Origin of the sequence: Lysobacter enzymogenes (assembly GCF_017168095.1) — a bacterium.
GTDB classification, from domain to species: domain Bacteria; phylum Pseudomonadota; class Gammaproteobacteria; order Xanthomonadales; family Xanthomonadaceae; genus Lysobacter; species Lysobacter enzymogenes_D.
This window is the reverse complement of the sequence record NZ_LXSD01000070.1, coordinates 1-14,736: the sequence shown is the minus strand read 5'-3', so window position 1 is coordinate 14,736 and position 14,736 is coordinate 1. Positions and strand designations below refer to the sequence as shown.

The window sequence follows — 14,736 nt, the reverse complement described above, 5'->3', positions numbered from 1 at the left end:
GGTCCTGGCCGCGCCGGCCGCTGCCGCCGCCCGGCCCGCCGCCGCGGTCGGCATCGCCTACGAGGAGTTCACCCTGCCCAACGGCCTGCGGGTGATCGTGCACACCGACCGCAAGGCGCCGATCGTCGCGGTCAACGTCTGGTACCACGTCGGCAGCAAGAACGAGCAGCCCGGCCGCACCGGCTTCGCCCATCTGTTCGAGCACCTGATGTTCCAGGGCTCGGAAAACCACCGCGACGAATTCTTCGGCCCGTTCGAGCTGGTCGGCGCCACCGACCAGAACGGCACCACCAACGTCGACCGCACCAATTACTTCCAGAACGTCCCGACCACCGCGCTGGACATGGCGCTGTGGATGGAATCCGACCGCATGGGCCACCTGCTCGGCGCGATCGACCAAAAGACCCTGGACGAGCAGCGCGGCGTGGTCCAGAACGAGAAGCGCCAGGGCGAGAACCAGCCCTACGGCCGCCGCATCAGCAGCAAGCTCTACGAAGCGCTGTATCCGGCCGACCACCCGTACAGCTGGTCGACCATCGGCTCGATGGCCGACCTCGACGCGGCCTCGCTGGACGACGTCAAGACCTGGTTCCGCAGCTGGTACGGCCCCAACAACGCGGTGCTGGTGCTGGCCGGCGACATCGACGCGGCCACCGCCAAGGAAAAGGCGCTGCGCTATTTCGGCGACATTCCGGCCACCGCCACGCTCAAGGACATGGCCACGCGCATCCCCAAGCGCGAGCGCGACACCGAGGAGACCATCGGCGACCGCGTGCCGCAGGCGCGCGTGTACCGCGCCTGGCCGGTCGCCCAGTTCGGCGCCGCCGACGGCACCGACCTGGGCCTGTTCGCGCAGGTGCTCGGCGGCAGCGCCGCTTCGCGCCTGGACGAGCGCCTGGTCCACCGCGACCGCATCGCCGACAGCGCCAGCGTCTCGATCAACGACGCCGAGATCAGCGGCACCCTGGTCGTGGTCGCCAACGTCAAGCAGGGCGTGGACCCGGCCAAAGTGCGCGCGGCCATCGACGAGGAAATCGCGCGCCTGATCGCGCAGGGCCCGAGCGCGGAAGAACTGGACCGGGCCAAGACCGCCAGCCGCGCCGAGTTCGTGCGCGGGATCGAGCGCATCGGCGGCTTCGGCGGCAAGTCCGACGTGCTCGCGCGCTGCGCGGTGTTCCTGGGCAAGCCCGATTGCTACCGCGACGAACTGGCCGACCTCGACAAGGCCAGCATCGCCAGCGTGCAGGCGGCCGGGCGCAAGTGGCTGGGCAAGGGCTCGCACACCATCGTCGTGGTGCCCGGCGACAAGCCGGCCTCGGCGCTGCCGGAAACCGCGCGCGCCGCGCCGGCCGCCGCGCCCGCGGCGCTGCCGGCGCCGGATCCGCGCTTCAAGACGGTCAAGTCCGAGGTCGACCGCAGCCTCGGCGTGCCGAAGACCACGAGCTTCCCGGCATTGAAGTTCCCGCAGCGGCAGACCGCGACGCTCGGCAACGGCATGCAGGTGGTGCTGATCGAGCGCCACGAAACCCCGGTGGTGCAGCTGCAGATGGAATTCCCCGGCGGCTTCAGCGCCGACCTGGGCCGCAAGATCGGCACCGCCAGCTTCGCCATGGCCATGCTCGACGAGGGCGCCGGCGATTACGGCGCGCTGCAGTTGTCGGCGCGCAAGGAATCGCTGGGCGCCGAGCTCAGCAGCGGCGCCAGCCTGGACGGCGCCAGCGTCGCCCTGTCGGCGCTGAGCGACAAGCTCGAACCCTCGCTGGACCTGTTCGCCGACACCGTGCGCCGCCCGCGCTTCGAAGACAGCGAGATCGCCCGCGTGCGCGCGCAGTGGCTGGCCGGGATCAAGCAGGAGAAGGCGCGCCCGCAGACCGCGGCGCTGCGGGTGCTGCCGCCGCTGCTGTACGGCGCCGGCCACGCGTATGCGATTCCGTTCACCGGCACCGGCACCGAGGCCTCGATCGGCTCGATCCAGCGCGACGACCTGGTCGCCTTCCACCGCGACTGGCTGCAGCCGCAGCGCGCCCGCGTCATCGTGGTCGGCGACACCACGCTCAAGCAGATCGTGCCGCTGCTGGAGCAGCGCTTCGGCGACTGGAAGGGCGCGGCCGACGCGCCGGCGCTGCCGGCCTTGGCCGCGGTGGCGCGGCCGAAGGCGCCGCGGGTGTTCCTGGTCGACCAGCCCGGCGCGATCCAGTCCAACCTCTACGTCGGCGAGCTGATCGCGCCGACCGGCGACAAGAGCACGGTCGATTTCGACTTCGCCAACGGCGTGCTCGGCGGCGAGTTCAGCTCGCGCCTCAACATGAACCTGCGCGAGGACAAGCACTGGGCCTACGGTTCCTACAGCGGCTCGGGCAACGCGCTCGGCCAGCGTCCGTGGATCGCCCAGGCGGCGGTGCAGGCGGACAAGACGGTCGAATCGCTGGCCGAGCTCAAGCGCGAGATCGAAGCCTTCAGCAGCGGCAGCAAGCCGATCAGCGAGGCCGAAGTGGCCAAGGTCCGCGCCGCCAACACGCTGAGCCTGCCGGGCGCCTACGAAACCGGCGACGCGCTGCTCGGCCAGGTCGGCGCCGACCTGCGTTACGGCCGCCCGGCCGATTACATCCTGCAGTACAAGGCGCGCAACGAGGCGATGACGCCGGCGCTGGCGCAGGCCGCGGCCAAGACCCTCGACCCGGCCGCGCTGACCTGGGTGGTGGTCGGCGACCTGTCCAAGATCGAGCAGCCGGTGCGCGCGCTCGGCCTGGGCGAGGTCAAGGTGATCGACAGCGACGGCAAGCCGGTGCGCTGAGCGCGGCCGCGGCGACGGCGTCGCCGCGTCGCCTTCGAATGAGCGTGGCATCGACGGGCCGTCCGCAGGGGCGGCCCGTCTTGTTGCTGCGGCCGCCGCGTTCCTGTCGCGCTGTTCCTATCGCGCTCAGCCGTTTCCGGCGACAATGCCGCCCGGTTCCAACCGCACTCATCGAGGTTCCGCATGCGCGCACCGGCAATCGTGTTCCTGGCTCTGAGCGTCTCGGCCTGCACCTGGGTCAACATGGCCCCGGGCGCGCAGGCGGTGCGCGTGCTGTCCCCCGGCGCGGCGCCCGGCTGCGAGAAGCGCGGCGAAGTGCAGGTCGCGGTCAAGCACAACATCGCCTTCTACGAGCGCAACGAACTGCGCGTGCGCGAGGAACTGGAAACCCTGGCGCGCAACGAAGCGCCCGCGCTGCAGGCCGACACCATTCAGCCGCTGGCCCCGCCGGCCGAGGGCGCGCAGCGCTTCGCCGCGTTCCGCTGCGGCGCCAACGCCCCGCACACGGCCGCCCCGGCCGCGCAAAACCCGGCTTCGGGCAGCGCCCAGACCTTCCCGATCGGCGGTTGAGCGCAAATCCAAACGCCGGCGTACGGCTTTTTTGCGGTGCAAAAACCGCTGTAAGCCACTGAATAAAAAGAAAAATAACCCTTTCGACTTGGTTCAGGTCGGGGCTCAGGCGTGAGCTTTGCTGGTGCATAGGGGGCACGAAGGCGCTAACCTGTCGCACTTTTCGCCTGCCAAGGGTTCGCGCCCATGCTGTTCCAACACGTAGCCATCGCCGGCCTCGCCCATGTCGACGCGCCGCGAAAGCTGTCCACTGAGGAAATCAACGCCCGGCTCAAGCCGACGCTCGATCGCCTCGGCATCAAGGTGGACGTGCTGCAGAACATCGCCGGCGTACGCGAGCGCCGCCTGTGGGACGGCGAGGTCAAGCCTTCCGAAGCGGCCACGTTGGCCGGGGTCAAGGCGCTGGCCGACGCCGGCGTCGACGCCGATCGCATCGGCCTGCTGGTCAACACCTCGGTGAGCCGCGATTACCTGGAGCCGTCGACCGCATCGATCGTCGCCGGCAACCTGCGCCTGGGCGAGAACTGCCAGAACTTCGACGTCGCCAACGCCTGCCTGGCCTTCATCAACGGCATGGACATCGCCGGCCGCATGATCGAGCGCGGCGAGATCGACTACGCCCTGGTCGTCGACGGCGAGACCGCGAACAAGGCCTACGAGAAGACGCTGGACCGCCTCTCGCGCGCCGACGTCACCGAAGCGCAGCTGCGCGACGAGATGGCGACGCTGACCCTGGGTTCGGGCGCCGCCGCGATGGTGCTGGCCCGCGCCGAACTGGCGCCGGGCGCGCCGCGCTACCGCGGCGGCGTGACCCGTTCGGCCACCGAATGGAACCACCTGTGCGTGGGCGACCTGCACCACGACCGCATGGTCGCCGACGGCCGCATGCTGATGATCGAAGGCCTCAAGCTCGGCCAGAAGACCTTCACCGCCGCGCGCGCCGCGCTCGGCTGGGCGGTGGAAGAGCTCGACGAATTCGTCATCCACCAGGTCAGCCGCGCACACACCCAGGCCTTCCTCAAGGCCTTCGGCATCGACCCGAACAAGGTCATGACCATCTTCGGCGAGCACGGCAACATCGGCCCGGCCTCGGTGCCGATCGTGCTGAGCAAGCTGCGCGAGATGGGCCGGCTGAAGAAGGGCAACCGCGTCGCGCTGCTGGGCATCGGTTCGGGCTTGAACTGCTCGATGGCCGAAGTGGTGTGGTGATCGCCGATCGAGCCGGGCGCCTCGCGGCGCCGGCTTGAGAACGAACGGGTTCGATGCGCGAGCATCGGGCCCGTTTTGTTTTGTGCGGGCGGTGTGCGGGGTTGCGTTAGGTTTCGTCGTAGTTGTCTTGGCGCGGTCGCGGCTTGCGCCGCTCCTACAGTCGGATACGAAACTGGCCGAAGCCCCTGTAGGAGCGGCGCGAGCCGCGACCGCGCCAACACAACTACGACGAACCCATTCCCACGCCGTGCCGCCGCCGCGCCCCGCGAACCCCGCACCGACCTTGCTATAGTCGATCCCATCACGCGCCGGCCGCGACGGCCGCCGCACCGGGACTTCATCATCCGCAACGGAGTTGCAAGCATGGCCCAGCCCAAGAGCCACCTCGTCATCGCCCTCGCCTCGATCCAGGTCTTCAGCAACGACGGCACCCTCGACGTCGCCGAACTGCAGAACCTGCTCGACCTCGCCCTGCGCGACGACACCATCGACGAGGACGAGAAGCGCGTGCTCGGCAACATCTTCAAGCAGGCCGAACTCGGCCCGCTGGATCCCGAAGTCCAGCGCCGCATCGCGCAAGCGCGTCAGCAGCACGGCATCGCCTGACCGCTCCGGCCGCTCCGCTCCTGCCCGAAGCCCCGGCAGGAGCGGCGCAAGCCGCGACCGCGCATCCGCCCGCACCGACGCAGCCCTCCCGGCCGCTCCCCAAACCCCTGATCCGACACCAGCGAAGGCGGCCCGGCCGCCTCGCCCCGCCGTTCGTCGGCTCTCACATGTGACATCTTGCCTGTGTCACATGTAATGACTTACCTTGGTCCGCATGGAACGCCGATCCTCCGCCTACTACCAGCGCCGCCACCGCGAACGACTGCGCGAGAAAGGCCTGGTCAAGAAAGAGCTGTGGGTGCTGCCCGAGTTCGCCGACGAACTGCTGGCGGTGGAAAAGCGGATGCGGCAGCCGCGCGGTGCGGCGGCCGGGCGCGGACAGGTGGAGAGGGACATGAACGACGGCAAGGTCTGGACCGCGACGGGGCTGTACGACGCGCTGTGCCAGCTCGAGGAATTCGTCTACGGCGACTCGCAGATCGAACTGATCGACGGCGCCGAGCCGAGCCTGCACCTGGTCATGGCCGACTACGGCGACCTGCCGCTGTTCGTGGCCGTGGTCGGCGAGCAGATCGTGGTCGAGGCGCTGCTGTGGCCGGTCGCGCACGTGCGCGACGCCGCCGCCTTCAACGAGGAAGTGCTGCGCACCCACAAGGTGTTCCCGCTGTCGACCATCGGCATCGAGACCCTCGCCGACGGCGAGGCGGTGTACATGATGTTCGGCGCGCTCAGCGCGTCGTCGTCGCTGTCGAACGTGATCTACGAGATCGAAACCCTGGCCGACAACGTCATCAAGGCCACCGAAGCCTACGAGACGCAGTTGCTGGAGGCGGCGTGATGGCCAAGCACGACGGCATCTGGAGCAAGCTGCTGACCTCGGTGCGCGCCGGCGCGCAGGAACTCGGCGAGGCCTGGGCCGACAGTCAGGCGCTGCGCATCCTCGACCAGGAAATCCGCGACTGCGACATCGACCTGCGCCAGTCGCGCGAATCGCTGGCGCACCTGATCGCGCGCCACACCCTGGCCGAGCGCGCGCTGGCGCTCAGCGCCGACAAGATCGCCGAATACGAAGGCTATGCGATCAAGGCGCTGGAGTCGGGCGAGGACGCGCTGGCGCGCGAAGTCGCCGACAAGATCGCCGCGCTGGAAACCGCGCGCGGCGACGACGAAGCGCATCTGGGCCAGCTCGCCGCCAGCGTCGCCGAACTGCGCCGCGCGGTGGCGATGGCCGAAGGCAACATCCGCCGGCTCAAGCAGCAGCTCGATACGGTCAAGGCCACCGAAAGCATGCAGCGCGCGCAGGCCGCGGTCGCGCAGCGCTACGCCGGGCCGCACAACCGCCTGCAGACCGCGGTCGATTCGCTGGCCCGGATCAAGCTCAAGCAGGCCGAGCGCGGCGCGCGCATGGAGGCGGCGGCGGAACTGGCGCGCCACGACAGCGGCGACGCGCTGGAACGCAAGTTGCGCGACGCCGGCATCATCGCCGACGAGGCCGGCGCCGAAGCGGTGCTGGCGCGGTTGCGGCAGAAACTGCCGGGCTGAGCGCCCGGCTCGATACGGCCGGCCGACATGGGGTCGGCCGGTTCCATGGAGGCGCCGCGGGCGATGCGGCAAGCGGGGGAGGGAAACGGAATGGGCGATTTCTTCAGCACGATCCTGACGTTGCCGACGGCGTTCTACACCGTCCTGCTCGGCGTGGTCGTGGGCTATTGGCTGCTGTCGGCGGTGGGGCTGGCCGGCGGCGAAATGATCGACGGATGGATCGGCGGCGACGGCCACGGCCACGGCGCGCACGGCCTGGGCGACCACACCCTGGTCGACGGCGCGCACCACCCGCAGCACGGCATCTTCGATCCGCTGATGCGCCTGGGCCTGGGCGGCATCCCGATCACCGTGGTGGTCAGCGTGATCGTGCTGGTCGGCTGGATCCTGACCTATTACGCCGACGTCTACCTGCTGAGCCTGGTGCCGGGCACGCCGCTGCGCATCGCCGCGGGCGCCTTGATCATCTTCGTCAACTTCTGCCTGTCGCTGCCGGTCGCCGCGCTGGCGCTGCGTCCGCTGCGCACGCTGTTGCGCAAGATGCAGCCCGGGCCGCCGCGGCCGATCCTCGGCCAGGTCGCGACCATCCGCAGCCCGGTCAACCGCGGCACCGGCACCGCCAGCGTCGAAGACGGCGGCGCCGGCCTGATCCTGCAGATCCGCGACGAAGACCCGCAGCGCTTCAAGCGCGGCGACCGGGTCGTGCTGATCGAATACCTCGAAGACCAGAACGCTTACCGCGCGGTCAGCGAAGAAGAATTCCGCGGCGGCTGAATCCGGCCGCCCGCCAACGAACCGTCGCCGCCTTGTCGGCCGCGACATGCAGTCGTGTCATAGGGAGATGCAAATGGGCAACTTGATGATCGTCGGCGCCGCCATCGTCGTCGTCGTACTGATGATTTTCGTCATGCTGTTGATGTTCAAGGCCTTCTACATCAAGGTGCCGCAGGGCACGGCCTTGATCGTCAACGACATGTCCGCCACGCCGAAGGTGCACTTCACCGGCGCGCTGGTCTATCCGGTGATCTACAAGAAGGAGTTCATGAAGATCTCCCTGATCACCCTGGAAGTGGACCGCCGGGCCAAGGACGGGTTGATCTGCCGCGACAACATGCGCGCCGACATCACCGTCGCCTTCTACCTGCGCGTCAACGAGACCCAGCAGGACGTGCTCAAGGTCGCCAAGGCCATCGGCGTGGACCGCGCCTCCGACCGCACCGCGGTCAACGAGCTGTTCAACGCCAAGTTCTCCGAGGCGCTCAAGACCGTCGGCAAGCAGATCGAATTCGTCAAGCTGTTCGAGAACCGCCAGGAGTTCCGCGACCGCATCATCGAGGTGATCGGCAACGACCTCAACGGCTACGTGCTCGAGGACGTGGCGATCGACTACCTGGAGCAGACGCCGAAGGCCTCGCTGGACCCGACCAACATCCTCGACGCCGAGGGCATCCGCAAGATCACCGAGCTGACCGCGGCGCAGAACGTCATCACCAACGAGCTCGAGCGCAACGAGCAGCTGGCGATCACCAAGAAGAACGTCGAGACCCGCGAGGCGATGCTGGCGCTGGAACGCCAGCAGGCCGACGCCGAGGCGCGGCAGAAGCGCGAGATCCAGACCATCCAGGCGCGCGAGCAGGCCGAGACCGCCAAGGTCCAGGAAGAAGAGCGGCTCAAGGCCGAGCAGGCGCGCATCGCCGCGCAGGAGCAGATCGACATCCGCGAGCAGAACCGCCAGCGCGAGGTCGAAGTGGCGCAGCAGAACCGCCAGCGCGCGGTGGTGATCGAGGTCGAGAAGGTCACCCGCGCCAAGGATCTGGAAGTGGTCTCGCGCGAGCGCGAGGTCGAGCTCAACCGGATCGAGAAGGAGCGCGCGCTGGAAGAGCAGCGCAAGGAAATCGCCAACGTCATCCGCGAGCGCATCGCGGTCGAGAAGACCGTGGCGCAGGAAGAAGAGCGGATCAAGGAAGTGCGCCAGGTGTCCGAGGCCGACCGCGCCAAGCAGGTCGCCGTGCTCGCCGCGCAGGCGCAGGCCGAGGAAGAGCTGGTGCGCCAGGTCAAGCAGGCCGAGGCCGACGAGACCGCGTCCAGGCACAAGGCGGTGGAGATGACCACGCTGGCCCAGGCCGAGTTCGAGGCCGCCGGCAAGACCGCCGAGGCCAAGAAGAAGCTCGCCGAAGGCATCGAGGCCGAGCGCGCCGCGCCGGGCCTGGCCGATGCGCGGGTGCGCGAAGTCACCGCGGCCGCGGCCGAGAGGGAAGGCCTGGCCAAGGCGCGCGTGATCGCCGAGACCCTGGGCGCGGAAGCCAAGGGCGAGCAGGAAAAGGGCCTGGCCCAGGCGCGGGTGATCGAGGCGCAGGCCGAGGCCAGGCAGAAGCAGGGCCTGTCCGACGCCAAGGTGCTGGAAGAGAACCTGTTCGCGCAGGCGCGCGGCGAGGAGCAGCTGGGTTCGGCCAAGGCCAAGGCGACCCAGGCCCTGGGCCTGTCGGAAGCCGAAGTGCTGCTGCAGAAGTTCAAGGCCGAGGCCGAGGGCCTGGGCGAGAAGTTCGGCGCGCTGGGTTCGCTCAGCGATCAGGCGCGCGCGCACGAAGAGTTCCGCATGCAGCTGGAGAAGAACTTCGAGCAGGCCATCGCCGGGATCGAGGCCAACAAGGAAATCGCCAAGGAACAGTCCGAGGTGCTGTCGGCCGCGCTCAGCAAGGCCAACATCGACATCGTCGGCGGCGAGGGCGCGTTCTTCGATTCCTTCGCCAAGGCGCTGTCGGTCGGCAAGGCGATCGAGGGCGTGGCCGGCAAGAGCCCGATCGTGCAGGACGTGCTGCAGCGCATCCTGGCCAAGGCCGAGACCAAGCCGGCCGGCGACAAGGCGGCCGACGGCGCCGCCGCGCTGGATTCCTGAGCGCGCGCATAGCCAAGGAATGCGCCGCCGCGACGGCGGCGCATCGATGTGACGCCGGCGGCGCGCGTTCGCGCCGCCGGCCCGATCGGTAGGACGGAACATGGCGGACACCAAGCCCGCCGCGGCTGCGGCCGCGGGCGCACCCCTTGCTGGCGACACCAGCGCAGTCGATCAGGCCGTCGCCCAGGGCGGCGCCTACGAGGTGCTGAGCAAGCGCCTGAGCGAACAAGGCCAGAAGCTGCGCGCGTTGGCCGACGCGCTCAACAAGCAGCGCCTGGCCGAGTTCGGCAGCAGCCAGATGGAGGTGGTCGGGCGCTTCCGCATCCGCACCGAGAACAACTGCGTGGCGCGCGACATCGTCCAGGTCGGCGAATTTCTCGTGTTCGGCTACAACGTGTTCATGGGGCTCAAGAAAGAGACCACGGTCGCCGACGTGTTCTCGCTGTACAAGCTGGTGCAGGGGCCGGAGGGCTACGATGTCACTCCGGTCGAGCTCAAGGGCAGCTTCCTCGGCATCGACAGCTTCGCCCACGATTTCCGCGAGCTGTACGCGTACTACAAGCACACCCGGCTGATCCAGCTGATCGTGCGCGACGGCAAGCTGCTGGCCGCGTTCCAGATCGGCGAGCGCATCACCGACCTGCGCGTGTTCCGCTGGTCGGTCTCGCCCGACGGCGAGGTGCGCTACATCGACAACCGCGGCGAGCGCGACATCGCGCTGCCGGCGCCGTACGACTTCGAGTGGATCCGCGCCGGCCGCGACATGGTCGTCAACGGCCGCCATCCGCATCTGAACATCCTCGACAGCGTGTTCGTCGAGACCGTCGGCGGCGATCTCACGATCAAGGTCGAGAACAACACCGAGGACGGCCAGGGCATCTACCGCGAGCCGGTGCAGGACAAGACCCAGTCGCTGGACGACGCCCAGGTCGATTTCGCCAAGGTCGGCAGCCTGATCCTGCTCAAGATCCTGCCGTACCGCGAGGAGCAGTGGCGCTACCTGGTGTTCAACACGCTCACCCGCAAGGTGGTGCGGCTGGACGAGATCGGCCTGGCTTGCATCCAGCTGCCGGAAGACCACGGCATCATCTTCCCCGGCGGTTACTACCTGCAGAACGGCGAGCACAAGCGCTTCGACCAGTCGATGGACGGCATGCGCTACAAGCGCAACATCCGCTCGCCCAACGGCGAGGACGTGATGTACCTGTTCTACGAGCCCGAACAGGGCCGCACCGCGATGTTCACCTACAACCTGATCGAGCGGCGCCTGCAGACGCCGATCTTCGGCCACGGCTACGCGCGCCTGGAAGACGGGCGCATGGTGATCTTCGCGACCGAAAGCGACGAGCCGACCCGCGTGCACCCGATGCAGGTGTGGCAGACGCCGTACGCCAGCGAGGAGTACGCGGCGAAGCAGCCGGCCGGCAACACCTTCATGGGCAAGATCGGCAACGCCGAGCTGGTGCGCGGCATGTCCGAGCTGATCAGCCTGAGCCGCGAGATCGAGGCCACCGAGGTTTCGGCGCAGCGCTACGGGTTGTTGGCGCAGAACACCCGGCGCCTGTTCGACGTCCACCATTGGCTCAGCGACCCCCATTGCGGCGATGTGGCGCCGCTGCTGCGCGAGATCGCGGCCACCGCCGAGTCGGTGCTGGACGAGTACGAGAAGGTCGAAGGCATCCGCAGCCAGTCCGAGCGCGCCATGCGCGAGGCGCAGAGCAAGCAGAAGGCCTTGTTCGACAGCCTGCAGCCGGACAATTGGAACGAGGTGCAGCCCTTCGTCGATGCGCTCAACGGCCTGACCGCGCAGCGCGGGCACCTGCTGACCATCCGCGATTACCGCTACATCGACGTGGCCAAGATCGACGCGATGGAGCAGGCGTTGATCGCCGCGCACGAGCGCATCGGCGCGGCCACCGGCGCGTTCCTGGCCGGCGACAAGGCGCTGGCGCCGCTGGGCGAGAAGCTCAAGGCGCTGGACGCGCAGGCGCAGGCCGCGGGCACGGTGACGCAACTGGCCGAACCGCTGGCCCAGCTGCAGGAGATGTCGGGCGACCTGGACATGCTGTCGGGATTGATGGCGACGCTGAAGGTCGACGACGCCACCCAGCGCACGCGCGTGGTCGAGGCGATCTCGGAAATCTACGCCCGCCTCAACCAGGCCAAGGCGCGCGCCGACCAGCGCCGCAAGCAGCTGGGCTCGGCCGAATCGGTGGCCCAGTTCGGCGCCCAGTTCACCCTGTTCGGCCAGAGCATCGCCAGCGCGCTGGCGCTGGCGCAGGATCCGGAAAAGGCCGACGAACAGCTGTCGCGCCTGCTGGTGCAGCTGGAGGAACTGGAAAGCCAGTTCGGCGAACACGAGGCCTTCCTCGGCGACATCCTCAGCAAGCGCGAGGAATTGCTGGAGACCTTCGAGGCGCACAAGCAGACCTTGCTCGACGAGCGCCAGCGCAAGGCGCAGGCGGTCATGGACGCCGCTACCCGCATCCTCGAAGGCCTGAGCCGGCGCACCGCGCGCTTCGCCGACAGCGACGAGCTCAACGCCTTCTTCGCCGGCGACGCGCTGATCCTCAAGCTGCGCGAGCTGGCCGAGCGCCTGCGCGCGCTCAAGGACAACGTCAAGGCCGACGACGTCGAGGCGCGGCTCAAGGGCGCGCGCGACCAGGCCGTGCGTGCGCTGCGCGACCGCAGCGAGTTGTTCGAGGACGGCGGCGGGGTCATCAAGCTCGGCCCGCGCCATCGCTTCAGCGTCAACACCCAGGAACTCGACCTGACCCTGATGCCGCGCGGCGACGCGTTGAACCTGCACCTGACCGGCACCGATTTCTTCGAGCCGATCGACGATGCCGGCCTGGACGCGGCGCGCGACTACTGGGGCGTGTCGATGGATTCCGAATCGCCGCAGCTCTACCGCGGCGAGTATCTGGCCGGACTGGCGATCGAAGCCGCCGAAGCCGGGCGCGAGAACCTCAGCATGGACTTGCTGCGCGAACAGCTTGCGCGGCCCGACGCGCTGGCGCGCACGATCCGCGACTTCGCCGCGCCGCGTTACCGCGAAGGCTACGAGAAGGGCATCCACGACCACGATGCCGCGCTGATCCTGCAAGCGCTGCTGCCGTTGCGCGACAGCGCCGGCAGCCTCAGCTTCGAGCCGGCCGCGCGCGCGTGGGCGGCGTACTTCTGGTCGCTGCAGGGCGGGCAGGGCGAGCCGGCACTGTGGCCGGAGCGCGCGCGCACCGCGGCCGACATCCAGCGCCTGTTCGCCAGCGTCGACGGTTTGACCGCGCTGCGCGGCGAAGTCGCCGCGGCGATGGCGGCCTGGGCGCAGGCGCAGGCGATGCCGGTGGATCCGGCGCTGACCCCGCGCGCCGCCGAATACCTGGTGCTGGAACTTTCGGCGCCGCAGCCGCGGTTCGTGTTCAGCCGCTACGCCGCGCAGCTGCTCAAGGCCTTGCGCGAGAAGCTCGACGCGGCGCGGATGTGGGACGGCTTCGCCGCCGCGCTGGAATCGCTGCGCGAGCGTCCGGCCGCGCGCTGGGCGCTGGCGGCGAACTGGCTCGACGCGCTGGCGCGCACGCCGGAACGGGCCGCGCAGGCGGCCTACGCGGCGGAAGCCGCGGCGCTGCTGCTGCTCGACGACGACTTCCCCAAGACCACCAGCGAGACCGAGCTGGGCGCCGACCTGCAGGGCCTGCTCGGCGAACATCCGCGCATCCGCGAAGGCCGCATGCGCCTGGCCGTGGACGACTGGTCGGCGCGGCTGCGCCATCATCGCGAACGGTTCGTGCCCGGCTTCCAGACCTATCAGGCGCTGCGCCAGCAGATCGTCGCGCGCGAACGCGCCGCGCTGCGCCTGGACGAGTTCAAGCCGCGGCCGCTGAGTTCGTTCGTGCGCAACAAGCTCATCAACGACGTCTACCTGGGCGTGATCGGCGACAACCTGGCCAAGCAGATGGGCACCGTCGGCGAGAGCAAGCGCTCGGACCTGATGGGCCTGCTGATGATGATCTCGCCGCCGGGCTACGGCAAAACCACGCTGATGGAATACGTGGCGCACCGGCTGGGCCTGATCTTCATGAAGATCAACGGCCCTGCGCTCGGCCACGAGGTGCGCTCGCTCGACCCGGCCCAGGCGCCGGACGCGACCTCGCGCCAGGAGCTGGAGAAGCTCAACCTGGCGCTGGAGATGGGCAACAACGTGATGCTGTACGTCGACGACATCCAGCACACCCATCCCGAGTTCCTGCAGAAGTTCATCTCGCTGTGCGACGGCACCCGCCGCATCGAGGGCGTGTGGAAGGGCCGCACCCGCACCTACGACATGCGCGGCAAGAAGTTCTGCGTGGTCATGGCCGGCAATCCGTACACCGAGTCGGGCGAGGTGTTCAAGATTCCGGACATGCTCGCCAACCGCGCCGACATCTACAACCTCGGCGACGTGCTCGGCGGCATGGAGCACGCCTTCCTGCTGAGCTACATCGAGAACAGCCTGACCTCCAATCCGGTGCTGGCGCCGCTGGCCACGCGCGAGATGGGCGATCTGTACAAGCTGATCGACAAGGCCCAGGGCAAAGCGTTTTCGGCGAACGAGCTCAGCCACGCCTACAGCGGCGCGGAGATCAACGAGATCGTCGCCACGCTCGAACGGCTGGTGCAGGTGCGCGACGTGGTCTACCGGGTCAATCAGCAGTACATCGCCAGCGCCGCGCAGGCCGAGACCTACCGCACCGAGCCGCCGTTCAAGCTGCAGGGCAGCTACCGCAACATGAACAAGCTGGCGGAGAAGATTTCGCCGGTGATGAACGCGGCCGAGTTGCAGCAGTTGATCGGCGATCATTACTTAGGCGAGGCGCAGTTGCTGACCTCCGGCGCCGAGGAGAACCTGCTCAAGCTCGGCGAGCTGCGCGGCGTGCACAGCGAGGAGCAGGCCGCGCGCTGGGCCCAGATCAAGCGCGATTTCCAGCGCAACAAGGCGATGGGCGCGGGCGAGGCCGATGTCGGCGGGCGGGTGGTGGCGCAGCTCAACGATCTGGTCGAGAGCGTGCGCGCGCTGGATGCGGCCGCCGACCGCGCCGGCGCGGCGCAGGCCAAGGCGGCGCAGGCCCAGCCGGCCGAGCCG

8 protein-coding genes and 1 pseudogene are annotated in these 14,736 nt (G+C 68.9%); all 9 read left to right on the top strand.

The genetic code is table 11. From position 1 onward, the window contains the following. Positions 1-4: 4 nt before the first annotated feature. Positions 5-2,794, top strand: coding sequence for a M16 family metallopeptidase (locus A7A76_RS02040; RefSeq protein ID WP_206409636.1), 2,790 nt, complete (start codon positions 5-7; stop codon positions 2,792-2,794). A 183-nt stretch (positions 2,795-2,977) separates the two neighbouring features. Further along, a pseudogene (locus A7A76_RS02035) lies at positions 2,978-3,280 on the top strand (DUF4156 domain-containing protein); the annotation flags it as partial. 270 nt (positions 3,281-3,550) lie between these two features. Beyond that, on the top strand, positions 3,551-4,573 hold the full coding sequence (locus A7A76_RS02030; protein WP_206409634.1) for a 3-oxoacyl-ACP synthase III: 1,023 nt from the start codon (positions 3,551-3,553) through the stop codon (positions 4,571-4,573). A gap of 363 nt (positions 4,574-4,936) precedes the next feature. Beyond that, positions 4,937-5,179: a hypothetical protein gene (locus tag A7A76_RS02025; RefSeq protein WP_206409633.1), complete on the top strand. Its 243-nt coding sequence runs from the start codon at positions 4,937-4,939 to the stop codon at positions 5,177-5,179. Between the two features lie 214 nt (positions 5,180-5,393). After that, on the top strand, positions 5,394-6,017 hold the full coding sequence (locus A7A76_RS02020) for a DUF2170 family protein (protein WP_206409632.1): 624 nt from the start codon (positions 5,394-5,396) through the stop codon (positions 6,015-6,017). Further along, positions 6,017-6,721: a PspA/IM30 family protein gene (locus A7A76_RS02015; protein WP_096382430.1), complete on the top strand. Its 705-nt coding sequence runs from the start codon at positions 6,017-6,019 to the stop codon at positions 6,719-6,721. The genes A7A76_RS02020 and A7A76_RS02015 overlap by 1 nt, the downstream gene beginning before the upstream one ends. A gap of 90 nt (positions 6,722-6,811) precedes the next feature. Further along, positions 6,812-7,495: a hypothetical protein gene (locus tag A7A76_RS02010; protein WP_206409631.1), complete on the top strand. Its 684-nt coding sequence runs from the start codon at positions 6,812-6,814 to the stop codon at positions 7,493-7,495. 73 nt (positions 7,496-7,568) lie between these two features. Next, positions 7,569-9,617, top strand: a complete 2,049-nt coding sequence (locus A7A76_RS02005) for a flotillin family protein (protein ID WP_241200672.1) — start codon at positions 7,569-7,571, stop codon at positions 9,615-9,617. A gap of 100 nt (positions 9,618-9,717) precedes the next feature. Further along, positions 9,718-14,736 (top strand): DNA repair ATPase (locus A7A76_RS02000; RefSeq protein ID WP_206409629.1); only part of this gene is annotated, 5,019 nt, incomplete at its 3' end.